This window comes from Pandoraea sp. (assembly GCF_004297875.1).
Taxonomy (GTDB): domain Bacteria; phylum Pseudomonadota; class Gammaproteobacteria; order Burkholderiales; family Burkholderiaceae; genus Pandoraea.
The window spans coordinates 59,490-84,331 of record NZ_SCSK01000069.1; the positions used below are offsets into that span (position 1 = coordinate 59,490).

Sequence of the window (24,842 nt, forward strand, 5' to 3'; positions counted from 1 at the left end):
GTCATTCATCTGTCAGGCGATGACAGCATTATAATTAATAAACCGTCTAGACGGTATATTAATTGCCCGTTTTTTTCATTTCAGTCAAACAGCAAGGGGACGCAAGGGATGCAGCCTCCCACGATGCGGCGCTTCTGCCGCGCATCACCGATTCGATAGTCTGATGACATCCGACAGCGCTCTCACGCGCGGCAAATTGATGCGCGATCAGTTCGGGATGTCCAATCAGAACGCAGAATCGCTCCCAGAACTTGGGCTCCAATGCCCCCAGGGCAACGGTGCCGCCCGCGGCCGACTCATACAATCGATAGCAGGGAAAGCGCCCCGAGAAAAACGCACTGAAGGGATCCTCCGGCACTCGGGCGCCGATCTTCGCCATCACATTCAAGTCGTCGAGAACATCGACGATACTGATGTCGATCCGGCGCCCGAGACCATCGCGCGACCGCGCCACCAACGCGGCAAGAATCTCCGCCTCGGCCGCGAGCACGCCGCCGACGATATCCCCGATCGGGAATCGTGGCAGCGGACCTGTCGGCGACAGCCCAAGAGCATCGGCCACGCCGCTGGCCGCCAGGAAATTGATGTCATGCCCCGGCAAAGCGAAGGAATCCGCACGACGGGCAAAGCCATTGATCGAGCAGTAAATGAGTCCCTTGTTTTTGCCGCGCAGGCCCCTCTCGTCGATCCCCAGTTTGCCCAACGCTCCGGGCAAAAAAGTGTCGATCACGATATCGGCGCTCTCGCATTGGGCAAGCGCCACACCACGCTGTGCGCTGTCCCGCAAATCCAGCATGACGGTATCGCCGCCGTCATGGAGCAACGAGTAAAGCAATGGCACGCCGTCGGCGGCGCGAAACATCGTCCTGGTCGGATCTCCGGCAGGGGGTTCGATATGCCGCACGTCGGCACCCTTGCGCATCAACCTGGCAGCCAGCATTGGTCCGGGCAGATTCAGACCGAAGTTCACCACCTTGATGCCGGACAAGCTGAGCGGTTTCATCAGGCAGCCCCCTTCAAGGCGACCGGCACCACGCCGGTGGAAAACATGTCGGCAATCGTCGGGGCATCGTATCCGAGCGACTCGAGAATCTGCTGCGCATGCTGAGCGAAAAAAGGCGGTGCCAGCCGATACTGCGGCCCTGTGCTGGAAAGTTTCACCGGCGACCCCGTGCCGACATAATCGGCAATTTTCACGATCATTTCGCGATGCAAGGTGTGTGGATGCTCGGCCACCGCCGCGGCATTCGCCACAGCCCCGCACGGAACCCCCGCCCTCATGAGATTCTCGGCAAGCGTGGGGCCATCGAGATGCGCGAGCAATCGCTCGATTTCCTCTCGAAGCGCCCCGCTGTGCGCAAGCCGCTGCGCGTTGGTCTGAAATCGCTTATCGACGGCCAATAAAGGTGCGCCCACGATTTCCGAGAATTTGGCGAATTGGCCGTCATTGCCGACCGCCAGGAAGACCGGCGAGGTTGCCGTGGGAAACAGGTCGTAAGGGCAAATGTTCGGATGTGCATTGCCTGAGCGGCCGGCGGAGCGACCGGACAGATAATAGTTCGGCAGATGAGGATGCATCAGCGAGACGCCGGAGTCGTAGAGCGTCGCTTCGACGAACTGTGCGCGTCCGGATTTCTCGCGCACGTGCAAAGCAAGCAGAATGCCGATCACGGCGTTCATGCCAGTGACAATGTCGATGACCGGCGCGCCCATCCTGAGGGGCGGTGCATCGCGTTCGCCATTGACCGACATCAGGCCTGACATCGCCTGCACCACCGCGTCGTAGCCGGGCATCGCCCCGAGTGGTCCGGTGGCGCCGAAGCCGGAGACTCGGCAATGAATCAGCCGGGGAAATTTCTCCGACAGACATTGTTCGAAACCCAACCCCCACTTCTCCATCGTTCCCGGCTTGAAATTTTCGACCAGCACGTCCGCATCGGCCAACAGGTCCAACAGCACATCGCGCCCGCGTGGCTGTGCCAAATCCAGCGCCATGCCGAGCTTGTTGCGGTTGACTCCCATGAAATAGGAGGACATGTCGCCCTCGAAAGGGGGGCCCCATGCTCGGGTCTCATCGCCCTGCGGAGGTTCGACCTTGATCACCGTGGCGCCGTGATCGGCCAGTAACTGCGTACAAAATGGCCCGCCCAGCACACGCGACAGATCGACGACCTTGAGTCCGTGCAGCGACGTCATGACGTCTGTCCTCCCTCGACTCCATCGCCGCGGGCGACAACCCGCACGGCCTTGGATTCATATCTGGGCAAAACGCCTTCGCCGTGACAGACAACCTTGCATGACAGCCCGAGCCGCGCCTTGAGTTTGGTCTGCGCTTCCCTGGCGATCTCGGTGTCCGATTTACCGCAGCTCGATGCACGCTCGATGGCCACCTCGACCGAGTCAAGGTGACTGTCGCCTTTCGCGACGTAAATCTGCCAGGCTTCCTTGACCGTCCCTTCGATGCCTGTGATGACGTCTTCAATCTGCGATGGGTAGACCATGACGCCGCGCACTTTCAACATATCGTCGGAGCGCCCTACGATGCGACCGATCAGCGGGAATCCACTGCGCCCGCAAGGACAATCATATGGATGGTCGGACAGCCTGACCAAGTCGCGCGTGCGCCAGCGCACCACCGGCGAGGCTTCCTTTTCGAGCGTCGTGATCACGATCTCTCCAACCTCCCCGGGCTGAACGGGGCGCAGCGTGACGGGGTCAAGCACCTCCGTCATCACCGAGTCGTCGTTGATGAGATGCATTTCGTCCGCTTCGTGGGAATGCTCACAGGACACCGCGAGAATCGGCCCCCCGGCCTCGGTCGTGCCATAGATGTTGTGTGCCATGAAGCCCGCGGGCATCAGCGACTCCATCTCCCTGCGATATGACGCGGACACCGACTGCCCGCCAAACAATCCACGCCGCAGATGCCAATCTCTCTTGGGGTCAATCCCAGCCTTCTCGGCAAGGGAAATAAGCGTCATGAGCCACAGTGGCGACATGGTCGTTGCCGTATAACGGTGGTCGCGCAGCCATTGAATTACCAACTCCCCGCGCCCGGGACCGATCGGGAAGTTGACGGCGCCATAGGCATGCAAAGCCTGATCCATCGATGTTCCGCCGATCCACATACCGTAGCCGTAGCCCTGGTAGACGAGGTCGCCAGGAGCGATTCCCACGGTCCGGAAAATTCGGCTCAACTGTTTGACAACGGTCCGCTCCCAATCGCGGCGGGTAAAACCGAACAGCACCGGCAGGCCGGTCGTGCCCGAGGTCGCGCAAAAGCGCGCGACGTCCTCAACCGGCACGGTCAGAAAAGGGAACGGGTAATGCGCCCTCACATCGGCCTTCTCGAGGGGCGGCAACGCACTGAGCGCCTGCCTGTCAGCCAGGTCTTGCGGGTGAAGTCCGGCCCTCCTGAAATGATCTCGCCAAACCGCGGAACCGGCCAGTCTGGCACCCAGTCCAGCCAACTTTGCGGCCTGTATGCCCAGCACGTCTTCCCGGGTCATGAAATCGCCGGTTTGATTTTCTGCTTCAGCAGTCTCCATCGCTGTCTCCTTGTCCCGAGGTAACCGGGACCTCATTTTTCTCGTTAAAAAAACCTTCGTGCCACCACTGCTTGCCGGACCGGGGCTACCCGAGGCTGCTCACCTGCGCACCTATTCATATCGTCCGCGCGGAGGCCTCGAGCCTGCTGCTCCCGCCGCCGGGATCGCTCTATAACGTCGCTGCGGTGCCGAAAATGGCGGTCGAATTGCTCGACATGTAACCGCCCGGGGCATGTGCGAGCGCAACCTCCGCCGCTTCGATCTGACGCTCGCCGCAACTGCCGCGCAGTTGTTGTACCGACTCGATAATCGTGTAAATCCCAAACATCCCGGGATGGCCAAAAGACAACCCGCCTCCATTGGTATTCATCGGGAACGTGCCGCCTGGATCGATGCGGCCGTCCGCCAGGAATCGCCCGCCATCCCCCTTCGCGCAAAAGCCCAGGTCTTCGGCAAACAGCACCGGCATGATGGTGAACGCGTCATAGAGTTGCGCGACATCCACGTCTTTGGGCGTGATCCCCGCCTGGTGGAATGCGCGAGCCCCGGATTGCACGGCACCCGTGCTTGTGAGGTCAGTCATTTGGGCAACACTCCTGTGCGTCACGGATTCGCCCACGCCGAGCACATAGACGGGCGCTTGCCGGCAGTGCGCCGCACGCGCCGCGGAAGTCAGAATGACCGCGCCGCCGCCATCGGTGACCAGACAGCAATCGCGCACCGTGAATGGCGTGGCCACGCACCGCGCACCGAGAACGTCGGCCACGCTGAGCTGCCGCTTGTCCAAGGCCAGGGGATTGAGCCGCGCCCACCGGCGCGCGGATACAGCGACTGACGCAAGGTGCTCGCGAGTGGTCCCGTACTGGTGCATGTGCCGCTGCGCCATGAGTGCATAGGCGGCCACCGGGCCGGGGTAATCGTATGGCGTCTCATAGGGGTTGGGCTCGGAATGGGTCTTGAATTGGCCGCCCGACGACCGCTGGGTGCTCCCGTAGGCAATCAGCGCGACCTCGCAAAGACCGGCCGATATTGCCGCTTGCGCATGATTGAGATGAGCCACGAAGGACCCGCCGCCGACCTGGGTGGAGTCGGAATATCGCGGTTCGATGCCAAGGTACTCGCAAATGCTCAGCGTGGGCATGAACAGCTGCAGCCCGGCCGCGAACACGCCGTCTATTTCATGCAGGCGGATGCCGGCGTCATGCAGCGCGTCGGCAATGGCCAGCGCCATCGCATCGAGCGGCGAACTGCCCGGCGGCAATGCAGGGAATCCGCTCATGCCGATGCCAACAATTGCTGTCGAGCCACGCAGCGGCATATTCATCGCACCACCTCAAAAACGACGCGGTGCTCGTCGGCCGTCGCCTCGAAGCCCGCGCGCACGCGCGAGCCGATCGAGAGCTCGCCGCAATCGCCGATGACAGTCGACATCATCCGGAAGCCCTCGTCCAGCTCCACAATAACAATGGGATACGGCGCGCGGCCCTTCGGATGACAGACGGTGATGGCGTAGATGGCGCCAAACCCGGCGCTGCATCGCCACTCCAGCGCATCGCGCCGCCCGCTCGGACCCACCTCGCGGGGGAAGAAAACCGGTACGCCGGCAACGCGATCAAACTGATACAGCAGCTTCCCGCTCGCCAGCCCTTGCAGGTACTTGCTTCTCGCTGATTCGATCGGCACGGGCATCATGCTCAGCGTCCGATGAAGGCCGGGGACCGGCGCGCCTTGAATGCCTCGATGCCCTCCTTGCCGTCCGCCCCTTTCATCGCCTCGTCCTGCTTGCGCGCCTCGAGTTCCGCCATATCTTCATACGAGCCGGGACAGTCGAGAATTTCCTTGCTGGCGCCAAAGGCCGCCGTGGGTCCGGTCGAAATCGCCGTGGCGAGCGTCAGGGCTGCTCTTTCGAGATCCGCCGCGCCAACGCTACGATTAACGAGACCCATGGAGGCCGCTTCGCGGCCGCTCAGCATGCGTCCGGTAAATATAAGCTCCGCGGCACGATGTCTTCCGAGGCGCTCCCGCAGATAATGGTGACCGCCGGAGTCCGTCACCAGGCCAATCCTTCTGAATGGGCTGCCGAGCATCGCGTTGTCCGCGACGAGAGTGATATCGCATGACAGCGCCAGACCAAACCCAAACCCCAACGCCGGCCCCGCTACCGCTGATACCGTCGGAACCCGGCACGCTCTGACCGCGCCGAGCGCCGGATTGATATATTTCGATAGAATTTCATAGGTGTCGTCTTTCACCGGATCGGCGTCCCTGAGGTCGCGCCCGGCGCAGAACGCATCTCCAGCACCCATGACCAAGATGCAGCGCGCGCCTGCGTCCACGGCGCGCTGCATCGCGCGCCCGACCTCGGCCATCTCGTCGACGCCGAGACTATTCTTCACCTCCGGCTTGTTCAGGGTGATTCGCGCAACGTCGGATGCGATCGTCATGAGAATCGTGTCGGAATTTTTCAATTGGACCTCCCCCGGCAGCTCATCAGGATCTGCAGGTCACTGGTCAGCACCAACGTGTCGTTCTGGTTGTAGACGTTCCAATTGAGCTTCAGAACGCCGTCCTTGCCCTGGCGCTTGTCCGTTTTTCCGATAACTTCGCCCTTGAGCCTTATGGTGTCTCCGATGAACGTCGGCGCAACGAACCGCAGCGCGTCCGTGCCGTAGTTGGCGACGATCGCCGGAGCATCGGGTGGCACGCCGAGGCCAGCCGCGATGGCATGTACCAGCAGCCCCGGCGCGATGCGCTGTCCGAAGCGGGTTTGCTCTGCATAGTGTGCGTTGGTATGAAGAACATACCAATCTCCGGTAAGCGCGCACCATTGAACAATATCGGTCTCGGTGACGGTTCTGCCTCGCGTTACGAAACGCTCACCGAGTTCGATCTCGTCGAAATACTTCGCCAGAAAGTTCATACCCGAATCTCCTTGTGGGAGCTCAGTATATATATAACCCGTCTGGACGGTCAATTAATTTAAAAAATTTAGAGAACCCCGTGAAGGCACATGTCGGCCGCCTTTTGCGCCAGATCCTTCAGGTTGAGTTTGCCCGTGGGTTCGTACCAGGTGTAAGTCCAGTTAAGCATGCCGTAGATCAGCATGGCATGCGTCGACGTGTCTATCCGGGACGCAAACTTTTTGGGGTTCAGCTCCTTCAGAAGCGCTTCCAGTTGCTTGACCAAACCCTGCTCTGCATGACGCACTTCGTTGAGCGTGGCTTCCGGCAAATACTCTGCATCGGCAAGCAGTACTTTGTGACGATCACGCGCCCCGAAATAGTAGTGCAAATGCGCAAGCACAAACTGCCTCATCTTCTCTTCCGGCGAAAGTTTCGACGCCGTGATGTCGCGAGCGATGATCAGCAAACCATTCACATGGTCGAGCAACATCGCCTCGAGCATCGCTTCTTTCGACGGAAAGTAGTGATACATGCGCGACTTCGATGCGTTGCACGCGGCCCCGATTTCTATGATGTTTGTATTTCTGAAACCCTTCTGCGCAAACAGGTGTGCCGCCGCCGTAAGGATTTCCAACTTGATGTCGTCGAAGTTTTCTGCCCGCGTCCGTGCCATGGCCCTTATCTTATCCGCGTTATGCCAATCCGCCATTCTAGCCGAATGCTCATTTCCCCTAGCTTCCGGCGAAGGTGCCTGAGGCGCGGGCGTGGCGCATGCCGCGCCCTGCGGATGGGAAGCGGCAACAGCGCTGCGACCGAGCTCATATGAAATGCCTTATACCGCGTACAACACATCCGCATAAAGGCAAAAACCGCCCGGCCAAAATGGCGCGGGCGGTGCAGTCGGGGCAGCCGCTGGGGCCGGCCGGTCAGAAGTGGGTGCGGATACCCACGCCGTAGGTGCGGCCGCTCGACAAGCCGCTGATGTGGTCGCCGAAATACGCCGCATACACGTCGGTGCGCTTGGAGAACGGATAGTCGTAGCCGAGCGCCCAGCTGTTGCGCCGGGTATCGCTCGCCCCGGTGCTCTTGGCATAGGCATACGAGGCCAGCACGCTGCCGGTACCCAACGGTACCGAGACGCCCAGTTGGCCGCCGTTCATCGAAATATTGCCGCCGGTGATGGTGTCCTTGATGTACTGATACTGGCCGTACAGCTTGACGAACCTGAAGTCATACGCCGCGCCGAGTTGCAAGGCGCGCTGGCTGCTGAAGCCCGGGATCTCGCTGTTCAGGTCGCCCGGCGCGTTGTCGAACTTGACCTGCTGGTAAGCCAGGGTCGCCGAGAACGGGCCATGGAAATACAGCAGGTTGCCGCCCCACTTGTTCTGGCCCGTCTGGCCGGCCTTGTTGCCGAATGCATATGCCAGATTCGCCGTCAGGCCACGGAAGTCGGGCGTCGTATAGGCCACCGCGTTGCTCCAGCCGGAGTCGCCGACGATGCCTTGGCCCGAAGCGCCCATGAACGTCTGATAGATCATCGGCCCGAAGGTGTACGAGTCGATGAACGGGTTGAAAAGGATCGTCGAAACGAAATACGGCGTGGTTTCACGCCCCATCGTCAAAGTCCCCAGCGTGTCGCTTTGCAGGCCGACGTAGGCATTGCGCGAGAACGTGGTGTCGCCCGTGAAACGTCCATACTGGCCGTTTTGCGGCAGAAAGAACCCTTCGATCTTGAACACCGCCTTCAGTCCGTTGCCTAGATCCTCGGTGCCCTTCATCCCCCAGTACGAGGTCGACATGCCGCCGCCGCCCTGCGTCCAGGCGGTGCCCGACTGGCCCGGGGTCTTGATCGCGCCGGCCCAGGCGTCGACCTGCCCGTACAGCGTCACCGACGATTGCGCCAGCGCGCTGCCGGCCGACGTCGCCGCAATCAGCGCGCCTGCGAGATACTTCACAAATTTGCCGCTCATGCCGTCTCCTTGATTTTTTCGAATGAATATTAACCCGCGCCATGGCAACGTCACGGCGACGATGCATGGCTTCGGGCAACTTCGGGCAAGCGCGATGATCGCACCTCTCACCCGGCCCGGCAAAAGCTGGGCTGTGATTTTTTCTTGCCAGAAGTTCGTCAATCTTGCGGGAGACGATCGCGAACAGCCATCCCGCGAAGTGTTATCGCAGGTATAGCGGGCGCGATATAGGCAAAGCCGCGTCGATCAGGTAGCGATCGACGCGGCTTGGGAAAGAAGCGTCAGGAAGAAGGGACGTGCGCGCGACGGCCAGTGCCGCCTCGCGGGATCAATCGCGGCGGCCGCGCGCGCGCCCCATCAAGGAGCCTTCGGCCATCGGCGCCGGCCCGAAGTTGCGCGCCCGGTTATCGGCAGGCGCGGCCCAGTTGGGGTAAGCCTGCTGCCCGCGGTCGGCATTGAAGCGCACGATATCCTCGCGCAGCGACGCCCGGTCAGGGCCATCGAGCAGGCCTCGCTGCCCCGGCCGCGCATGCGCCAGCGGCGGCAGCGAGGTCGCGCATAACAAGACGATAGCGAGAGAAAGGCGATGGGCATTCATGATCAGGGGTCCGCGATCCGATCGCAAACGAAGCGGATCGGCTCCCCTTTAATGTAGGTGCGCACCCTGCCGTTGTCGACTGTAAAGTTGTTAAGAACCGGATGGGGTTGCAACCTTTTGTAACTGCCGCCGGGTATGGCTTTGCGGCAGTTACTTCTTCTCCACGGCGATCGAGATCTGGCGGATTCGGTCACCGCGTTCGGTGACCGAATCGACGGCGCTCACGGCAAAGCTCACGGGCGCGCCGAACTTGCGCGTGACAGTGCGCCACTCGGCTGGCAACTGGTCCGCGTGCGACACGTCGGTGCGCCGGACCAGCTCGGTTCGGGTGCAGCGGGCCACCTGCTGGGCGAATACCTGGGCCGAATGGCGCATCACCGGCACGCTCTGCTCGCTGAAGTCCCACACGCATTCATAGGTCGGCGCCAGGCCCGGACCACGGAAGATCTGGCAGTCGCCGCGCGGCATCTGGTAGGTCGCCTGAAAACTGGCCCCTTTGTCGTCTTTAAACAACAGCGGGCCGGTAATGTTGGAAAAACCCTGCTGCGCGCTTCGCGCGAGATCGTAGATGCCCTGGCACTGGCCGGCCGCCCAGGCCATTTGCGCGCCGCACAACAGCACGACCACGAGTCCCCGAATACACTTTGCCGCCGTTTTCATCGCTCGATCCAAAAAATTGCCGCTTGATTGCGGCGCGAATATTCATTGTTTGCCGCCGCCCGCCGATTGCATCAAGGCTCCCGATTGCGCCGACCGGCCAGATCGCGCCGCACGGCCGGGCGCAATATCCGGTTTTTGACAGGGTATTGCGTCGTCTTGTGCCCAATTCTAATGAAATTCGACCACGGGTTCATCCAAATGAATGATGTCGCGCACATAAAACCGCCTATACTTCAAATGCAGTTCTGCTGCTGGGTACTGCCTGCTTTGCGACCGGTTGCAGTACAACCGGAGGCGGCACCTCGTGAAGCCAAGTCTGCTTGGCATTGCCGGTCCGGCGCAAGTCCGGGCGCGGCGCGCCCTGTGGGGCAAAACCGGCGGTGCTCCCGCCGGTTTTCTTTTGCGCCGAACCCTATTAGGGCAAGTGCCGATTCCACGCCCTGGGGCGATCTGAAACACTGGATTTACAAGAACTATAGCTGATGGGCATTCACTTCATATCAATGGAGTGTCTGTGGATACCGAAACCGCTGTCGCGTGGCTGCTCACGAGTCGACCTGCCCGGTCTTTTCGACTCCCGAGAACTATTGCCACCCCCGCCCATCGCAACCCCGCCTGTTGCCGCCGCGTGCGGCCACCCCGACCGAGATCGAAACCGACGGCTGTTCGAGCGACAGACCGATTGCGGGCGAACCCATTCGCCGCCTCACCGGTCAAAATTTCGACATACAGGAGGGCATCATGATCGGACTCGCCAAACTGCTCGATGGCCTGATGGTGCTGTATATCCTCGCGGCAACCGTATTCGGCGTGCGCACCAGCCACGTGCATTCCGATGACCTGCTGGCCAGCATCGTCGGCGCGCTGCTCGGCGTGACGCTGCTGATCATGCTGGCGCTGCCCTACTACCTGTCGCTCACCACTCTCAGCACCTTCCACGAGCGCCGCGCCAGACTGGTGCGCTGGCTGCACCGCATGCTGATCACGCTGGCGCTTGGCACCATGGTGCTGGCCCTGATCAACGGCTTCTCGCCCATGCGCATGATGCTGCTGCTGATGCTGGTGATCGCCGTGTCCGTCGTCAATCTGCTCGCGCTGGCGCAGCGGCGCGCCCGCGACCACCGGCTGGGTTATTCCTGAGTCCTGCCGGCGCGCTGGACAGCCGGCGCGATTTCGACTTTGTATTTAATTAAATCGTGAATTAATATGAAGTCATGCGCCCCCCAGCCTCCATACCCGTGCCGCGCCGGCCGGGCCGACCCGCCAACCAGCCCGGCACCGATCACCGCGACTGCCTGCTGGATGCCGCCACGACGCTGTTCGCCAGGCAGGGCGCGGCCGCCACCTCGCTGACCCAGATCGCTCGCGCGGTCGAACTGACTCCGGCGATGGTCCACTACTACTTCAGAACCCGCGACCAATTGCTCGATGCCGTGGTCGATGAGCGCATCGGCCCGCTGATCGAGCGCGTCACCGGTCCGGCGCTGGGCGACGGCGCCGAAGCCGAGGGCACGATTGCAATGATCGTCGGTTTGGCACGGCGCATGCTGCAGACGGCCGAACAGGCACCCTGGTTTCCGCCGCTGTGGATACGCGAGATCGTCAGCGACGGCGGCCTGCTGCGCGAGCGCATGCTGCAGCGTTTCGCGTTGCCGCGCGGGCAGGTCATCGTCGCGCGCATCGCGGCGGCCCAGGCGCGCGGCGAAATCAATCCGGCGCTCGAGCCGCGCATGGTATTCATCTCGGTGCTCGGCCTCACGCTGCTGCCGCTGGCCACCGCATCGATCTGGCGTCGCCTGCCCGAGCCGGGGCGCCTCGATACCGACGCCCTGGCGCGCCATGTGAGCGCACTGCTCACCAGCGGTCTTGGCACCCCACCCACGGAGCGCGACAGCTCATGAGCCACCCGATCAATCTGCCTCGCCTGGCACGCTCCCTGGCCCTGCTGCCAGCCCTCTGGCTGGCCGGGTGCGGCAAGCCGACGCCGCCCACCTACCAGGGCTACGCCGAAGGCGAATTCGTCTACGTCGCGTCGCCGCTGGCCGGCCGGCTCGACCATCTGTGGGTGCGGCGCGGGCAAACCATCGGCAACCACACGCCGCTGTTCGCGCTCGAAGCAGCCGACGAGCTTGCCGCGCAACAGCAGGCGCAGCAGCAACTGCAGGCGGCCCAGGCCCAGCTTGCCGACCTGCGGCTCGGCAAGCGGCCCGCCGAATTGGCAGTGGTGCGCGCGCAGCTTGCCCAGGCACGGGCCAACGCGCGGCAGGCCGACCTGCAATACCGGCGCGATGCCGGGCAGTTCAAACTCGGCGGCATCTCGCAAGCGCAGCTGGAGGCCAGCCGCGCCGTGCAATTGGCCGACGACGCCAAAGTGCGCGAGCTGGGCAGCCAGTTGGCGGTGGCCCGGCTGCCGGCGCGCGCCGACCAGATCAGGGCGCAAACCGCACAGGTGGCAGCCGCGCGCGCGGCGCTCGCACAGGCCACCTGGAAACTCGATCAGAAGACCGTCGGCACCACGCAGGCCGGGCTGGTGTTCGATACGCTGTACCGCGTCGGCGAGTGGGTGCCGGCCGGCAGTCCGGTGGTCTCGCTGCTGCCGCCCGGCAACATCAAGATCCGCTTCTTCGTGCCCGAATCCGTGGTCGGCGCACTGCGCATCGGACGCGCGATCGCCGTGCATTGCGACGGCTGCGGGGCCGCGATTCCCGCCAGACTCACCTACATCTCGACCGAGGCCGAATACACGCCGCCGGTCATCTACAGTAACGAGACCCGCGCCAAGCTCGTGTTCATGGTCGAAGCGCGTCCGGACAAGACCGACGCGCCGCGCTTGCACCCGGGTCAGCCGCTCGAGGTGACGCTGCGATGATGCCCGCGCGCACCGCCCCGGACGACGGCTATGCGATCGACGTGCATGGCCTGAACAAGCATTTCGGCGACAAGCACGTCGTGTGCGACCTCACCATGCAGGTGCGGCACGGCGAGATCTTCGGCTTTCTCGGCCCCAACGGCAGCGGCAAGACCACCTCGATCCGCATGATGTGCGGCCTGCTCACGCCCGACAGCGGCAGCGGCACTTGCCTGGGCTTCGACATCCTGCGCGAGCGCGAACAGCTCAAGCGCCGCGTCGGCTACATGACGCAGCGCTTCTCCTATTGGGACGATCTCTCGATTCGCGAGAATCTCGATTTCGTCGCGCGGGTCTACGGCATGCCGCGGCGCCGCGAGGCGGTCGAGCGCGCACTGGAAAATCTCGGCCTCGCGCAACGTGCCCATCAACTGGCCGGATCGCTCTCGGGCGGCTGGAAGCAACGCCTGGCATTGGCCGCCTGCATGCTGCACGAGCCCCAGTTGCTGCTGCTCGACGAGCCGACCGCCGGGGTCGACCCCAAGGCCCGGCGCGACTTCTGGGAAGATCTGTATCAGTTGGCTGCGCGCGGCATCTCGGTGCTGGTCAGCACGCATTACATGGACGAAGCCGAGCGCTGCCACAAGCTGGCGTATATCGCCTACGGCAAGCTGCTCGCGCAGGGCACCGCGGCCGACGTCATCGCCGGCCAGGAACTCAGCACGTTCTCGGTGGCCGGTCCCGACCTGGCTGCGCTCAGCCAGCGGCTGGCGGGCCAGCCCGGGGTCGACCAGACCGTCGTGTTCGGCGGCGCGCTGCACGTCACCGGGCGCGACCGCGCCGCGCTCGAGGCCACGCTGCAGCGCCTGGCCGCGCACACCGACTACCGCCCCACACCGATCGACACCGGCCTGGAAGACGTTTTCATCCACATGATGAACCGCTCGGCCGACAACTTCGGGAGCGCGCCATGAGCTTTTCCTGGCGCCGCTGGTGGGGCATCGTGCTCAAGGAATTTTTGCAACTGCGGCGCGACCGGATCACCTTCGGCCTGATCATCGGCATGCCGTTGATCCAGTTGATGCTGTTCGGGTATGCAATCAACACCGATCCGAAGCACCTGGCCACCGCCGTGATCGCCGCCGACCACAGCCCCTTCACGCGCACCTTCCTGGCCGACATGAGCGCCTCGAACTACTTCGACTTCGTCGGCGAGCTGCCCAACGAGGCGGCCGGACGCGAGGCGCTGGCGCAGGGGCGGGTGCAATTCGTCGTCAGCATTCCGGCCGACTTCACGCGCAAATTGCTGCGCGGCGAACACCCGGCGCTGCTGGTCGAGGCCGACGCCACCGATCCGTCGACCATCGGCAACGCCGTCGCGGCGCTGGTGCAGTTGCCGCAGTCGCTCTCCGACAAGGATCTGCACGGCCCCCTCGCCCCGTTGGCCGCGCGCGCGCCGCCCTTCGAAGTGCGCGTGCACAACCTCTACAACCCCGAGCGCATCACCCAGTACAACATCATTCCGGGCCTGATGAGCGTGATTCTGACCATGACCATGGTGATGATGACCGGCCTGGCGATGACCCGCGAGCGCGAGCGGGGCACGATGGAAAATCTGTTGGCCACACCGGTCGAGCCCATCGAGGTCATCACCGGCAAGATCGTCCCCTATGTGTTCATCGGCCTGGTACAGGCCACCATCATCCTGCTGGCCGCCAAATTTCTGTTTCGGGTGCCGTTCGTCGGCAGCATCGGCTCGGTGTATCTGGCCACGCTGCTGTTCATCGCCGCCAACCTGACGGTCGGCATCACGCTCTCGTCGCTGGCGCAAAACCAGTTGCAGGCGGTGCAGCTGACGTTTTTCTATTTCCTGCCGAGCATCCTGCTCTCGGGCTTCATGTTTCCGTTCCAGGGCATGCCGGGCTGGGCACGGGTCATCGGCAGCGGCCTGCCAATGACGTATTTCAATCGGCTGATCCGCGGCATCCTGCTCAAGGGCAACGGCTGGGTCGACCTGTGGCCCAACATCTGGCCGCTGATGGTCTTCACCGTCATCGTGATGAGCGTGGCGGTAAAGTTCTACCGCAAGACGCTTGACTGATCGAGTAAGGACCATGCGCGCTGCCCGCTTCTCCCGTGCAACCCTGCCACTGCTCGCGATGCTTGGCGCACTCGCCGGCTGCACCGCCGGGCCCGACTTCAAGGCCCCTGCGGCGCCGCGCGTGGCCAGCTACGTGGCAGGCTCACGGCCCGCACGCACCGTCTCGGCCGACGCACCCGGCGGCCAGGCGCAATATTTCGTGAGCGACCAGAAAATCGCCGCGCAATGGTGGACGCTGTTTCACTGTGCCGCCCTGAACAAGCTCGTCGAGCAAGCCCTGCGCGACAGCCCGACGCTGGCACAGGCGCAGGCCCGCCTGCATCAGGCCCAGCAGGCGCTGGCCGCGCAAACCAGCGCGTTCGATTACCCCAGCGTCAACGGCACGCTGTCGACTGCGCGCCAGCAGATCAATACGCGCGCGATGGGCCTTGGCGCGGCGCCGAATCCGGGGCCGTTCACCCTCTATAACGCTTCGGTCGGGGTAAGCTACACGCTCGACTTGTTCGGTGCGCAGCGGCGCGCGCTCGAGGCGTTGCGCGCGGCGCTCGACTATCAGCGCTTCGAGCTCGCAGCGGCGCGCCTGACGCTTGCCGCCAATGTGGTCACCGCGGTGGTGCGCGAGGCGTCGCTGCGCGATCAGTTGCGCGCCACGACGACGATCGTCGACGCCCAGCGCAGCCAATTGCGCATCACCGAGGGCCGCCACCGCCTGGGCGCGGTGCCCGAGCTCGACGTCATCGCCCAGCGCAACCAATTGGCGCAAACCGAAGCCACCCTGCCCGGCCTGCGCCAGCAGCTCGCGCAAACGCGGCATCTGCTGGCGGTCTACCTTGGCGTGCCGCCCGGCGCGGCGCACCTGCCGGACATCGAGCTGGTCGAGCTGCGCCTGCCGACCCGGCTGCCGCTGTCCCTGCCGTCCGAGCTGGCACGCCAGCGGCCCGACATTCAGGCTGCCGAAGCGTTGTTGCATCAGGCCAGCGCCAATGTCGGCGTGGCCACCGCCAGTCTCTATCCGCATGTCAGCCTGAGCGCCTCGCTGGGCAGCGAAGCCACCGGCCTGCGCGACGTGTTCGGCCCCGCCTCGGGCGTCTGGAATCTGGGCGCCGCGCTCACCCAGCCGCTGTTCCACGGCGGCGAATTGCGCGCCCGCCGGCGTGAGGCGGTAGCCGCCTACGATCAGGCTGCCGCCGCTTACCGCCAAACCGTACTCGCCGGACTGCAGAACGTGGCCGACACCCTGCGCGCACTGCAAGCCGACGCGCAGGCGCTGCAAGCGCGCGCCGACGCGGCCGCGCAGGCCGAACGCACCTACCGTATCACCCAGGGACAATATCGCGCCGGCGGCCTCAGCTACCTGGCCGTGCTCGATGCTCAGCAGCGGCTGGCGCAAGCCAGACTGGCGCGCATTCAGGCCACCGCGCAGCGTTACGCCGACTCGGCCGCGCTCTTGCAGGCGCTGGGCGGCGGCTGGTGGGCGCCGGGCGCGCCCGACTAGGCGTCATCCACCACCTCGAGCGCGCCGCCCAGCATCTGCCGCGCGCTCATCTCGAAGGCCTCGAGCTCGGCGCTCTTGAGCCGCACGCGCAACGTCACGGCCTCGCCATAGCCGACCTCGAGCACCTGCGCGCCGCTTTTCTCGCACAGGCGGCGCAGCGCCGACTCCGCCGCGAAAGCCACGCGGTAGGTCCGCTCGACAGTCGGTTCGGCCTGCACCAGCGTAGCGTGCTTGAGCGCTTCGCTGATCGCCTGCCCGTAGGCGCGCACCAGCCCGCCCGCGCCGAGCTTGATGCCGCCGTAGTAACGCACCACCACACCCAGCACGTTGTTCAGGCCCTTGTGCATCAGCACGTTGTACATCGGCTTGGCGGCCGTGCCCGACGGCTCGCCGTCGTCGTCGAAACCCGACGCGCCCTCGCACAGCAGCACCCAGCAGTAGTGGGTAGCGCCAGGCCATTGCGCGCGGATCTCCTGCAGCCGCTGGCGCGCCTCGTCACGCGTGTTCACGGGCAGCACCATGCCGATGAAACGGCTTTTGCGGATTTCGATTTCGGTTTGGACGGGTGCGGCTAATTCAGGCACGGCGGCGCTCGCGCAATAGTGACGCGCTAGGGTATCAGCAATCGGCGGTATCGAAGGCGAATGACAATTGCGGTGCAGGCACCACGTCGTCGCCCGACGGCGCCAAGCGCCTGGCCGCCGTGCGCGTGCGAGACTGGCGCGCCGCGCGGGGAGCTCGCGGCACGGCCGCCGGCGGAGGCGCCAGGCGGAATTCGCGGCCGTGCCCCAGTTCCACCACCCGCGCCTTGCCGGCACCCAGATGCCGGGCGAGGATATCGTGCACGTCCCGGTCGAACGCGACCACCGGCGGCGCGGCGGCCAGCACATCGGCAACACCGGCCTGGTCGCGCGCCGAGCCGAGATAGCTCCAGTTGTCGATCACATGCCATTGGCGCTCGTCGCGCGTGCGCGGCGCCTGCTCGACCACGGCGATCGGCCCCGCATAGGGCCAGGCCCGCATGGCATGCGGCGCGAGCGCGGCGCGCAAGCGCTCGCTGTGCGCCTCGCGCGATTCCTCGCCGACGCAAGCGCCCTTGCAGCGCTTGATCTGATACGCAAAGCAGGCGCGCCGCCCATCGGCTTTCTCAAGACCGAGCAGGCCGTGGCACAGCTGATGTGCGTCGGCCAGCTCGCGCAGCCCGGCTTCGGCGCGCGCCTTCGAGACGAACGGCCCGAACAGCGCCGCGGCCTGGCCAAAATCGACCTGATGCGCATACACCAGTTCCGGCGTGTCGCTGTCGGGTGCCAGGCGCCACGCGCACAGCCCCGCCTGGCGGCGCAAGCGGCGGTTGTGCGGCGGCGCAAACTGCTTGATGAGCTGCGACTCGAGCAGCAGCGCACCGATCTCGCCTGCGGTCGGGCGGTATTCGATGCGGCGGATTTCCTGCGACAGGCGCAGATCCTTGGCGACCCGGTGATCGCCCGAGAAATGCGAGGCGACGCGCTGCTTGAGATTCACGCTCTTGCCGATGTAGAGCAGCAGATCGTTCTCGCCATAAAAGAGATAGACCCCCGGCGTGGCCGGAATCTCGTCGAGCGCCCCTTCGGGCAATTGCGGCGGCGTGCTGGCGCGCTTGATCAGCGACTTGACCGCCGCGTCGATCAGCTCGACCGAATACAGGCCGTGAATGCGCTGCCAGAATTGCCACAGCAAATCGGCATCGGCCAGCGCGCGATGGCGCCCGGCCGGCTCGAGCCCGAAACGGGCGATCAAGGCGTCGAGTCCGTGCCGCTGCACCGACGGGAAAAGATGGCGCGAGAGCCGCACCGTGCACAGCACGTCGGCCTTGAACTGAATGCCGGCGCGCTTGAACTCGTTTTTCAGGAATCCGTAATCGAAGCGCGCGTTATGCGCGACAAACAGCTTGCCCTCGAGCCGCTCTGCGAGCGCCTCGGCCAGCGATTCGAAGCTCGGCTGGCCGCTCACCATGTCGTTGGTGATGCCGGTGAGTTGCTGAATGAACGGCGGGATCGATTCCTGCGGATCGACCAGCACGCTCCAATGCTCGACGCCGGCACGGCTGACCTCCACCACGCCGATCTCGGTGATGCGGTCGTGCGTTGCGTTGCCGCCGGTCGTCTCCAGATCGACGAACACGATGGGGCGCGTCAGGCGTTCGGCCAGCGCTTGCGCATCCAGGACTTCAGGCGAGGAAAATTCTTCGGAGCTCACAACTCGGGATCAGAGGGGGCGGCAATCCAGCGATTCTACTGCCAGCGCCAGCCTCGCGTGGCGCGCGCGCCGAAATTCGCGCCGCAGCCCCCTACCCGTGAGCTGCGCGGCTGTCGGCCGGGGCCTGCTCGCGCGCGTTCATGCCGTAGTCGCGCGCCACGCCGGCGATACGCAGGCGGTAGTCGGCGAACACGCCGCCGCGCCCCATCGCCTGCGCCTGCCGGTGCGCCTCGACGTTACGCCAGGCCGCCACCGCCGCCTCGTCGCGCCAGAACGACAGCGACAGCAGCTTGCCGGGCTCGCTCAGGCTCTCGAAGCGTTCGATCGAGATAAAGCCGTCGATGCGCTCGAGTTGCGGGCGCAGGCGCGCGGCCGTCTGCAGATAAATATCGCGTTGGCCGGGGGCCGGAACCACTTCGAAAATCACGGCAATCATGGTGAATCTCCAGTTGATACGGATGGGTTGGCCGACCGCTCACGCGTGGAATTGCGGCAGGCGGATATTGCCCGAGCGGCGATAGGCGAAGTTTCTGCTCAGCGCGGCCGGGTCGAGCCCCGCGTGCAGCAACTGTTCGACCGCGGAGGCGGCGATGGTCACAGCCAGCATCTCGCCCGGGCACGCGTGCACACCGGCGCCGAACGTCCACGCGCGGCGCGCGGCGCGCCGCGGCAAGAACGCGTCGGGCGAGGCATTCGCCGCCGGGTCCCGATTGGCCGCGGCCAGTACGACCAACAACGCGGCGCCGGCCGGTAATGTCTGGCCAGCCACCGTTGCCGCTTCGGCAGCGAAGCGGCGAGTGTTCTGCACCGGCGCGTCATATCGCACCACTTCCGCAACCACCTCGCGCAACGCGTGCCAATCGTGCTGCGGCGATTGTGACAACGGCGGCTGCCGGCCCAACGCAAGCAGCGTATTGCCGATCAGGGCGGCCGTGGCTTCATAGGTCTGCGAGAGCAGGCCGATGCCATTGGCGACGACGATATCCGTTGGCAAGCGCCCCATGGCCTGGGCCGCATCGGCCAGCGCAACCAGGTAAGCGCTCGTCCTCGTGCGCAGCAGCGCATGAAAAAGCCGCTGCAGATGTTCGGCCGCGCGCGTGCCGCGCACCACGGCCGCCGTATCGGCCAGGGGCGACAGGCAGCCGACGAAGTCATCGGTCCAGGCGGCCACCTCGTCCAGATGATCGTCCGGCACGCCGAGCAGATGCGCGACGGCGCGCGCTGGCATCTCGCGCACGAACGCGTCGAGCCCGGCCAGATCCGCCGCCGGCCGATGCTTGCCCAGCAGCGCCTGGGCCGATGCCAGGCCAGCCGCGCGCGCGGCCTGCGGCCCAATCGCCGCGAGCGTCGAGGCCAGTGCCTGCTTGAACGGGCAATGACCGGCGCCGTCGTTCATGCGCACCAGACGCCCGAAAATCTGTCCTGCCGCCGTGTCCTGCAACGCCTTGGGCACCGGCTCGGCCGGCGGCCTCACACGCAGCGCGGGATGCCGCAGCGCGGCCTCGACCGCTGCGGCGCTGGCCGCCACCCATAGGCCGAGCGAGGCATCGTGCCACAGCGGGGGGCGCGCGAGCAGTTCACGATAGTAGGGATACGGGTCGTCGTGGGTGACGGCGGCGATCGGGTCGGACGGCGACATGGTGGAAGCTCCGGCAAGAGGTGCAAGGCCGCGAGAGGGCCCTGTTGTCCGACAGTATCCGCGGTGCCGTGCGCACCATGTTTCACTGCGAATTGAAGCGTCGCCGTCAATCGATGGCGCGCGCTTCCAGGCGGGCGTCGATCTCGGCAATCAGCCGCTCGGCCCAGCCGCGCAGCAGCCGATTCGACGGCGCCGCCAGGCTCGAATACGCGACGATGCGGTAGACCCTGCCGCGCGGCAGCTTGGAGACGCGCGCCGGGTCCAGCCAGGCATCGTTGTTCACCAGCAGGCGCAGTGTTTCCAGGCCAATCAGGATCGGCCAGGCGCAGGCCAGCCGCAAGCGCAGCGAGGTGGGCGGAATCGCCAGCATGTAGTCGACGGCGGCGCGGAAATGCGCCAATGTCCGTTCGACGAGTGCGCGCAGCAGCGGGCGCGCGCGCCGCGAGGCATCCGGCAACAGCAGCTCGGCCGGCGTCAAACCCGCGTGCGCCAGCATCGTGGCCGGAAGATAACAGCGGCCGATGCGCAGATCCTTGCCGCAGTCGCGCAGGATATTGGTCATTTGCAGCGCCTTGCCGAACCGGATGCCGCGCGCCATGACCGACGCCTGCTCGCCGTCGAAGGTGCCAGGCACGTGCGCATCGGTCATCCGGGTCCAGAACTCGCCCACGCATCCGGCCACGAGGTAGGTATAGCGGTCGAGCTCCTCGTCATCGCGCAGAGCCGCGATGCGCCCCGAATGCTCGTCGGGAAAGGTTCGGAGGTCGAATTCCATGCCGGTGCTCAGGGTCGACACGATATCGCGCACTGCCACGCGATCCGCTTCGCTCAACTGCGCCAGCACCGCCAGCGCGGGGCCGAGCGACTCCAGCAAGACCTTTTCGTCCGATATCTGGCGCGGCGCCACATCCGCCGCGAGACGGCGCACGAAGACCCCGCCGTCGTCCGCGCCGCTGACTTGGGCGCGCAGCGCCAACAACAGTTGCAGGCGCTGCTCGGGCGCGATCAGCGTAGTGTCGGCGATGGTGTCGGCCGCGCGCGCCAGAAGATAGGCCAGGCCAACCGGGTCATGCATGCCGGCGGGCAGCACGCGCAAAGTCAGATAAAAGGAGCGGGAAACCCGCTTGAGCAGCGGGCCGAGAAGAAAAGCGCGGTTGGGCGTGGGCATCGACGGCATCGGATCGGTCTGGAACGCATCTGGCGGCTGCCGCATTGTAGCCGGCCAGCCGCGTGTTGCCCTATTGGCACGAGCGTTCCCGCAGCGACGCGGGGCATGCCTGGTTCGGCCGATACATCGGCCGGTGCCGCGAACCAGGCATGGGCAGGGCTCAGAAGTCGGGCAGCTCGCGCGCGCGCAGGTCGAACACCAGCACTTCGGCCTGATCGCCATCGGCAAACGTCAGTGCGCGCTCATCGCGCACGCGCACGCCGTCACCGGCCGACAGCGCCACGCCGTTGAGCGTCACGCTGCCGCGCGCCACATGCACATAGGCGTAGCGGTTTTCCGGCAGGCTCAGCGTCGCTTGTTCGCTGCCATCGAACAGCCCCGCATAAACGCGCGCATCCTGGTACAGGCCAAGCGAGCCGTCGGCGCCGTCCGGCGACATGATCAGGCGCAGCTTGCCGCGCTTCTGTTCCGCCGGAAAATGCGTTTGCTGGTAGCGGGGTGTCACGCCAGCCCGATCGGGCACGATCCAGATCTGCAGCAGATGCACCAGCGCGCTGTGCGAATGGTTGAACTCGCTGTGCGCCACGCCGCGCCCGGCGCTCATCGCCTGCACGTCGCCTGGGCGAATCACCGACCCGGTGCCCATCGTGTCCTTGTGCTCCAGCTCGCCCTCAAGCACATAGGTGAAGATTTCCATGTCGCGGTGCGGGTGGGTGCCGAAGCCCTTGGCCGGCGCGATGCGGTCGTCGTTGATCACCAGCAGATCGGAGAACCCCATTTGCTGCGGGTCGTGATAATGCGCGAAGGAAAAAGTGTGACGCGAACTCAACCAGCCGTGCTCGGCCACGCCGCGCTCATTGGCTTTGCGAATTTCCAGCATGTTTCTCTCCTTAAGTTGATCTGCGGCCCTGGTGAGCATCGCATTCGTGGAGTCAAGTTTATCGTTTCAAACCAGAAACACAATTCGCAAAAACAGCTTTTACCGTTACAAAAACGGAACAATAAACCGCACCCCGCCGGGCTCGCGCGTCATGCCTGCAACTCGGCAATCTCGATCAGGTTCAGGTCGGGGTCGCGCACGTAGACCGAACGAATCGGGTGCGTCGCGCCGGTGCGCGCGACCGGTCCCTCGACGATCGGCCAGCCCTTGTCGCGCAGCCGCTCGATCACCTGTTCGAGCGGGATCGACGCGATAAAGCACAGATCGAGCGCGCCGGGCACCGGCACATGCGCCTTCGGCTCGAACTCGCTGCCGCGCACGTGCAGGTTGATTTTCTGGTTGCCGAAGCGAAAGGCAAGACGCCCCTGCCCGAAGGTTTCGAGCTGCATGCCAAGCACTTCCGTGTAGAAGTGCATGGTCGCCGCCGGATCGACGCAGGTCAGCACCAGGTGGTCCAGATGATCGATCATGATGGCCTCATGAAGTTGTCGAACGAGCGTCTTCAGCCGGCGCACGCCTGGGCGCCCGGACGGGCATGCAGGTCCAGCCGGCGGCCCGCCTTGAGCACCTGGCCGGGCACCTCGTGGCCCACCAGCGCAGGCAGGCGGCGCGCGGCCTGCAGCAGCGCAGGCAGGTCGATGCCGGTATCAAAGCCCATCAGGTCGAGCATGTGCACCAGGTCTTCGGTACAGGCGTTGCCGGTTGCGCCGGGCGCATAGGGACAGCCTCCCAGCCCGCCGAGGCTGGCATCGAAACGGTCGATGCCGGCCTCGATCGCGGCCAGCGCATTGGGCAACGCCATGCCGCGCGTGTTGTGGAAATGCAGCGTCAGTTCGAGCGCGGGAAAGGCCTGCCGCACGCGCTCGCACAACTGCCGCACCTGCGTCGGATAGGCCATGCCGGTGGTGTCGCACAGCGTCATGCGCCCCACCCCGAGCGCGCAGAAGCGATCGGCCAGGCGCAGCACCTCGTCCTCGTCGATGTCGCCCTCCATCGGACAGCCGAACACCGTCGAGAGCGACACGTTGATCGCCACCGGGCTCGCCTGCACCGCTTTGATCACTTCGCTCAGTTGTGCCAACGATTGCTCGCGGGTCATGCGCAGATTCGACTGGTTATGGGTTTCGCTGACCGACATCACCAGATTCACCTCGTCGACCGCGCACGACAGCGCGCGCTCGGCGCCGCGCACATTGGGCACCAGCACCGTATAGACCACGCCGGGCACGCGCCTGATCTGCTGCATCACCGCTTCGGCGTCGCGCAGCGCGGGGATCGCGCGCGGCGAGGTGAACGAGGTCACCTCGATCTTGGCAAAACCGCAGTCGCTCAACGCATCGATCAGCGCGACCTTGTCTTCAGTGGGAATGAATGCCGCTTCGCTCTGGAAGCCGTCGCGGGGCGCGACCTCCTGCAGGTAAAGACGTGGCTGGGGGGAAGTCATGACAGTCCTCACAAGAATTCAAATAATGCCGCGCGCGCGCCAGTCGGCCAGCGTCTCGGGCGCGACGCCCATGGCCGAGAGCACTTCGTCGGTGTGCTGGCCCAGCGTCGGGGCCGGCGCGCTCACCTGGCCGGGGCTCGCGCTCAGCTTGGGCAGCACGCCCGGCAGCTTGACCGGCGTGCCGTCGGGCAACTGGCTCTCGAGAATCATCTCGCGCGCCTGGTAATGCGGATCGGCCGCGATATCGGCCACGTCGTAGATCTTGCCGGCCGGCACGCGGGCCTCGGTGAGCGCCTGCAGCACCTCGTCGAGCGAGTGTTCGGCCGCCCACTCGCCGATCGCTGCGTCGATGCGCTCGACTTGCTTGACGCGGCCGTCGTTGCGGGCCAGTGCCGGGTCTTCGGCCAGATCGCGACGACCGATCAGGGCCATCAGTCGGGCGTAAATGCTGTCGCCATTGCCGGCGATCAGCGCGTATTTGCCGTCCTTGCAGCGGTACGCGTTACTCGGCGCAATGCCCGGCAGGCTGCTGCCGGCCGGCTGGCGCACCGCGCCGAACACCGAGTATTCGGGCAGCAGGCTCTCCATCATGTTGAAGACCGACTCGTACAGCGCCACGTCGACCATCTGTCCTTGCCCACCGTTCTGGTCGCGATGGCGCAGCGCCAGCAACACGCCGATCACGCCGTGCAGCGCCGAGAGCGAGTCGCCGATCGACACCCCCACGCGTACCGGCGTGCGGCCCGGCTCGCCGCTCAAATGACGCAAGCCGCCCATCGCCTCGCCGACCACGCCGAAACCCGGGCGGTCGCGGTACGGTCCGGTCTGCCCGTAGCCCGACACGCGCAGCATGATCAGTCGCGGGTTGATCTCGTGCAGCGCTTCCCAGCCCAGCCCCCAGCCCTCCAGCGTGCCGGGCCGGAAGTTTTCGATCAGCACGTCGAACTCGCCGATCATTTGGCGCACCAGTTGCTGCGCTTCGGGCTGGCGCAAATCGAGCGTCACGGATTTCTTGTTGCGCGACTGCGCGGCCCACCAGACCGAGGTGCCGTCGTGCATCAGGCGCCATTTGCGCAGCGGATCGCCCCCCTCGGGCGGCTCGATCTTGATCACTTCGGCGCCGAACTCGGCGAGCATCTTGCTGGCAAAGGGGCCGGCGATCAGCTGGCCCAGCTCCAGCACGCGAACACCTTTGAGAGGAGTGGACATGACGGTCTCCATGGATGGCTATCGAATATCGCAGCCATCATGAACCGTCCACGGCGGTTTGAAAATATCGGTTTTTTCGCCCAC

At 64.9% G+C, this 24,842-nt stretch carries 27 protein-coding genes; 7 read left to right on the forward strand and 20 right to left on the reverse strand.

Features of this window, described 5'->3' with window-relative positions; genetic code table 11:
• Positions 1-58 precede the first annotated feature (58 nt).
• The 9 genes from EPN80_RS20410 to EPN80_RS20450 all read right to left on the reverse strand — a co-directional run bounded on the left by EPN80_RS20410 (position 59) and on the right by EPN80_RS20450 (position 8,421).
• Entirely contained in the window at positions 59-1,003 is a 945-nt protein-coding gene (locus EPN80_RS20410; RefSeq protein WP_293031762.1) for a CoA transferase, read from the reverse strand.
• Complete coding sequence (locus EPN80_RS20415) at positions 1,003-2,196, reverse strand: CoA transferase (RefSeq protein WP_293031764.1); 1,194 nt, start codon at positions 2,194-2,196, stop codon at positions 1,003-1,005. The genes EPN80_RS20410 and EPN80_RS20415 overlap by 1 nt, the downstream gene beginning before the upstream one ends.
• Positions 2,193-3,548 (reverse strand): AMP-binding protein, encoded by a 1,356-nt coding sequence (locus EPN80_RS20420; RefSeq protein WP_293031766.1) that lies wholly within the window; start codon positions 3,546-3,548, stop codon positions 2,193-2,195. Before EPN80_RS20420 ends, EPN80_RS20415 begins: the two co-directional genes overlap by 4 nt.
• 169 nt (positions 3,549-3,717) lie before the next feature.
• Positions 3,718-4,827: an acetyl-CoA acetyltransferase gene (locus tag EPN80_RS20425; RefSeq protein ID WP_293031768.1), complete on the reverse strand. Its 1,110-nt coding sequence runs from the start codon at positions 4,825-4,827 to the stop codon at positions 3,718-3,720.
• Between the two features lie 41 nt (positions 4,828-4,868).
• The gene (locus EPN80_RS20430) at positions 4,869-5,240 is read right to left on the reverse strand and encodes an OB-fold domain-containing protein (protein ID WP_293031770.1); all 372 of its coding nucleotides are present in this window, start codon (positions 5,238-5,240) and stop codon (positions 4,869-4,871) included.
• A 2-nt stretch (positions 5,241-5,242) separates the two neighbouring features.
• Positions 5,243-6,016, reverse strand: a complete 774-nt coding sequence (locus EPN80_RS20435) for an enoyl-CoA hydratase-related protein (protein WP_293031772.1) — start codon at positions 6,014-6,016, stop codon at positions 5,243-5,245.
• Positions 6,013-6,468, reverse strand: coding sequence for a MaoC/PaaZ C-terminal domain-containing protein (locus EPN80_RS20440; protein WP_293031774.1), 456 nt, complete (start codon positions 6,466-6,468; stop codon positions 6,013-6,015). The genes EPN80_RS20435 and EPN80_RS20440 overlap by 4 nt, the downstream gene beginning before the upstream one ends.
• Before the next feature lie 68 nt (positions 6,469-6,536).
• Positions 6,537-7,124, reverse strand: coding sequence for a TetR/AcrR family transcriptional regulator (locus EPN80_RS20445; RefSeq protein WP_047215245.1), 588 nt, complete (start codon positions 7,122-7,124; stop codon positions 6,537-6,539).
• Positions 7,125-7,377: 253 nt separating this feature from the next.
• A complete protein-coding gene (locus EPN80_RS20450; RefSeq protein ID WP_293031777.1) occupies positions 7,378-8,421 on the reverse strand; it encodes a porin in 1,044 nt (347 codons plus the stop codon).
• Between the two features lie 22 nt (positions 8,422-8,443).
• On the opposite strand from EPN80_RS20450, the gene EPN80_RS20455 reads away from it, so the two are divergent.
• On the forward strand, positions 8,444-8,638 hold the full coding sequence (locus EPN80_RS20455) for a hypothetical protein (protein WP_293031779.1): 195 nt from the start codon (positions 8,444-8,446) through the stop codon (positions 8,636-8,638).
• A 111-nt stretch (positions 8,639-8,749) separates the two neighbouring features.
• Here EPN80_RS20455 and EPN80_RS20460 read toward each other — a convergent pair whose 3' ends face one another.
• Positions 8,750-9,019, reverse strand: coding sequence for a hypothetical protein (locus tag EPN80_RS20460; RefSeq protein WP_293031781.1), 270 nt, complete (start codon positions 9,017-9,019; stop codon positions 8,750-8,752).
• A 150-nt stretch (positions 9,020-9,169) separates the two neighbouring features.
• Entirely contained in the window at positions 9,170-9,679 is a 510-nt protein-coding gene (locus tag EPN80_RS20465; protein WP_293031783.1) for a hypothetical protein, read from the reverse strand.
• Positions 9,680-10,420: 741 nt separating this feature from the next.
• On the opposite strand from EPN80_RS20465, the gene EPN80_RS20470 reads away from it, so the two are divergent.
• The 6 genes from EPN80_RS20470 (at position 10,421) to EPN80_RS20495 (ending at position 16,123) form a co-directional block, all read left to right on the forward strand.
• On the forward strand, positions 10,421-10,819 hold the full coding sequence (locus EPN80_RS20470) for a hypothetical protein (protein ID WP_293031785.1): 399 nt from the start codon (positions 10,421-10,423) through the stop codon (positions 10,817-10,819).
• A gap of 74 nt (positions 10,820-10,893) precedes the next feature.
• Complete coding sequence (locus EPN80_RS20475; RefSeq protein ID WP_293031787.1) at positions 10,894-11,580, forward strand: TetR/AcrR family transcriptional regulator; 687 nt, start codon at positions 10,894-10,896, stop codon at positions 11,578-11,580.
• Positions 11,577-12,548 (forward strand): HlyD family efflux transporter periplasmic adaptor subunit, encoded by a 972-nt coding sequence (locus EPN80_RS20480; protein WP_293031789.1) that lies wholly within the window; start codon positions 11,577-11,579, stop codon positions 12,546-12,548. Before EPN80_RS20475 ends, EPN80_RS20480 begins: the two co-directional genes overlap by 4 nt.
• A complete protein-coding gene (locus EPN80_RS20485; protein ID WP_293031791.1) occupies positions 12,545-13,501 on the forward strand; it encodes an ABC transporter ATP-binding protein in 957 nt (318 codons plus the stop codon). The genes EPN80_RS20480 and EPN80_RS20485 overlap by 4 nt, the downstream gene beginning before the upstream one ends.
• Positions 13,498-14,628, forward strand: coding sequence for an ABC transporter permease (locus EPN80_RS20490; RefSeq protein WP_047215252.1), 1,131 nt, complete (start codon positions 13,498-13,500; stop codon positions 14,626-14,628). Before EPN80_RS20485 ends, EPN80_RS20490 begins: the two co-directional genes overlap by 4 nt.
• 13 nt (positions 14,629-14,641) lie before the next feature.
• Positions 14,642-16,123 (forward strand): efflux transporter outer membrane subunit, encoded by a 1,482-nt coding sequence (locus EPN80_RS20495; RefSeq protein ID WP_293031794.1) that lies wholly within the window; start codon positions 14,642-14,644, stop codon positions 16,121-16,123.
• Here the strand turns inward: EPN80_RS20495 and EPN80_RS20500 are convergent.
• The 9 genes from EPN80_RS20500 to EPN80_RS20540 all read right to left on the reverse strand — a co-directional run bounded on the left by EPN80_RS20500 (position 16,120) and on the right by EPN80_RS20540 (position 24,758).
• Entirely contained in the window at positions 16,120-16,707 is a 588-nt protein-coding gene (locus tag EPN80_RS20500; RefSeq protein WP_293031796.1) for a YigZ family protein, read from the reverse strand. The two genes, EPN80_RS20495 and EPN80_RS20500, sit on opposite strands and share 4 nt — an antisense overlap.
• A gap of 34 nt (positions 16,708-16,741) precedes the next feature.
• Complete coding sequence (locus tag EPN80_RS20505; RefSeq protein ID WP_293031798.1) at positions 16,742-18,358, reverse strand: 3'-5' exonuclease family protein; 1,617 nt, start codon at positions 18,356-18,358, stop codon at positions 16,742-16,744.
• Positions 18,359-18,449: 91 nt separating this feature from the next.
• Positions 18,450-18,794 carry an antibiotic biosynthesis monooxygenase gene (locus EPN80_RS20510; RefSeq protein ID WP_293031800.1) on the reverse strand — a complete coding sequence of 115 codons (345 nt, stop codon included), beginning with the start codon at positions 18,792-18,794 and terminating at the stop codon, positions 18,450-18,452.
• Positions 18,795-18,833: 39 nt separating this feature from the next.
• Positions 18,834-19,997, reverse strand: coding sequence for a cytochrome P450 (locus EPN80_RS20515; protein ID WP_293031801.1), 1,164 nt, complete (start codon positions 19,995-19,997; stop codon positions 18,834-18,836).
• Between the two features lie 106 nt (positions 19,998-20,103).
• Positions 20,104-21,165, reverse strand: coding sequence for a phytoene/squalene synthase family protein (locus EPN80_RS20520; RefSeq protein WP_293031872.1), 1,062 nt, complete (start codon positions 21,163-21,165; stop codon positions 20,104-20,106).
• Positions 21,166-21,325: 160 nt separating this feature from the next.
• Positions 21,326-22,045 (reverse strand): pirin family protein, encoded by a 720-nt coding sequence (locus EPN80_RS20525; RefSeq protein ID WP_293031803.1) that lies wholly within the window; start codon positions 22,043-22,045, stop codon positions 21,326-21,328.
• A gap of 149 nt (positions 22,046-22,194) precedes the next feature.
• Positions 22,195-22,575, reverse strand: a complete 381-nt coding sequence (locus EPN80_RS20530) for a VOC family protein (protein WP_293031805.1) — start codon at positions 22,573-22,575, stop codon at positions 22,195-22,197.
• A gap of 32 nt (positions 22,576-22,607) precedes the next feature.
• A complete protein-coding gene (locus tag EPN80_RS20535) occupies positions 22,608-23,549 on the reverse strand; it encodes a hydroxymethylglutaryl-CoA lyase (RefSeq protein ID WP_293031807.1) in 942 nt (313 codons plus the stop codon).
• A gap of 18 nt (positions 23,550-23,567) precedes the next feature.
• On the reverse strand, positions 23,568-24,758 hold the full coding sequence (locus tag EPN80_RS20540; protein WP_293031809.1) for a CoA transferase: 1,191 nt from the start codon (positions 24,756-24,758) through the stop codon (positions 23,568-23,570).
• Positions 24,759-24,842 lie beyond the last annotated feature (84 nt).

Bases quoted from the DNA above. Each gene is read 5' to 3' on its own strand.
- EPN80_RS20410 (WP_293031762.1), bottom strand. From the start codon at position 1,003: ATGAAACCGCTCAGCTTGTCCGGCATCAAGGTGGTGAACTTCGGTCTG.
- EPN80_RS20415 (WP_293031764.1), bottom strand. From the start codon at position 2,196: ATGACGTCGCTGCACGGACTCAAGGTCGTCGATCTGTCGCGTGTGCTG.
- EPN80_RS20420 (WP_293031766.1), bottom strand. From the start codon at position 3,548: ATGGAGACTGCTGAAGCAGAAAATCAAACCGGCGATTTCATGACCCGG.
- EPN80_RS20425 (WP_293031768.1), bottom strand. From the start codon at position 4,827: ATGAGCGGATTCCCTGCATTGCCGCCGGGCAGTTCGCCGCTCGATGCG.
- EPN80_RS20430 (WP_293031770.1), bottom strand. From the start codon at position 5,240: ATGATGCCCGTGCCGATCGAATCAGCGAGAAGCAAGTACCTGCAAGGG.
- EPN80_RS20440 (WP_293031774.1), bottom strand. From the start codon at position 6,468: ATGAACTTTCTGGCGAAGTATTTCGACGAGATCGAACTCGGTGAGCGT.
- EPN80_RS20445 (WP_047215245.1), bottom strand. From the start codon at position 7,124: ATGGCACGGACGCGGGCAGAAAACTTCGACGACATCAAGTTGGAAATC.
- EPN80_RS20450 (WP_293031777.1), bottom strand. From the start codon at position 8,421: ATGAGCGGCAAATTTGTGAAGTATCTCGCAGGCGCGCTGATTGCGGCG.
- EPN80_RS20455 (WP_293031779.1), top strand. From the start codon at position 8,444: ATGAATATTAACCCGCGCCATGGCAACGTCACGGCGACGATGCATGGC.
- EPN80_RS20460 (WP_293031781.1), bottom strand. From the start codon at position 9,019: ATGAATGCCCATCGCCTTTCTCTCGCTATCGTCTTGTTATGCGCGACC.
- EPN80_RS20465 (WP_293031783.1), bottom strand. From the start codon at position 9,679: ATGAAAACGGCGGCAAAGTGTATTCGGGGACTCGTGGTCGTGCTGTTG.
- EPN80_RS20470 (WP_293031785.1), top strand. From the start codon at position 10,421: ATGATCGGACTCGCCAAACTGCTCGATGGCCTGATGGTGCTGTATATC.
- EPN80_RS20475 (WP_293031787.1), top strand. From the start codon at position 10,894: ATGCGCCCCCCAGCCTCCATACCCGTGCCGCGCCGGCCGGGCCGACCC.
- EPN80_RS20480 (WP_293031789.1), top strand. From the start codon at position 11,577: ATGAGCCACCCGATCAATCTGCCTCGCCTGGCACGCTCCCTGGCCCTG.
- EPN80_RS20485 (WP_293031791.1), top strand. From the start codon at position 12,545: ATGATGCCCGCGCGCACCGCCCCGGACGACGGCTATGCGATCGACGTG.
- EPN80_RS20490 (WP_047215252.1), top strand. From the start codon at position 13,498: ATGAGCTTTTCCTGGCGCCGCTGGTGGGGCATCGTGCTCAAGGAATTT.
- EPN80_RS20495 (WP_293031794.1), top strand. From the start codon at position 14,642: ATGCGCGCTGCCCGCTTCTCCCGTGCAACCCTGCCACTGCTCGCGATG.
- EPN80_RS20510 (WP_293031800.1), bottom strand. From the start codon at position 18,794: ATGATTGCCGTGATTTTCGAAGTGGTTCCGGCCCCCGGCCAACGCGAT.
- EPN80_RS20515 (WP_293031801.1), bottom strand. From the start codon at position 19,997: ATGTCGCCGTCCGACCCGATCGCCGCCGTCACCCACGACGACCCGTAT.
- EPN80_RS20520 (WP_293031872.1), bottom strand. From the start codon at position 21,165: ATGCCCACGCCCAACCGCGCTTTTCTTCTCGGCCCGCTGCTCAAGCGG.
- EPN80_RS20525 (WP_293031803.1), bottom strand. From the start codon at position 22,045: ATGCTGGAAATTCGCAAAGCCAATGAGCGCGGCGTGGCCGAGCACGGC.
- EPN80_RS20530 (WP_293031805.1), bottom strand. From the start codon at position 22,575: ATGATCGATCATCTGGACCACCTGGTGCTGACCTGCGTCGATCCGGCG.
- EPN80_RS20535 (WP_293031807.1), bottom strand. From the start codon at position 23,549: ATGACTTCCCCCCAGCCACGTCTTTACCTGCAGGAGGTCGCGCCCCGC.
- EPN80_RS20540 (WP_293031809.1), bottom strand. From the start codon at position 24,758: ATGTCCACTCCTCTCAAAGGTGTTCGCGTGCTGGAGCTGGGCCAGCTG.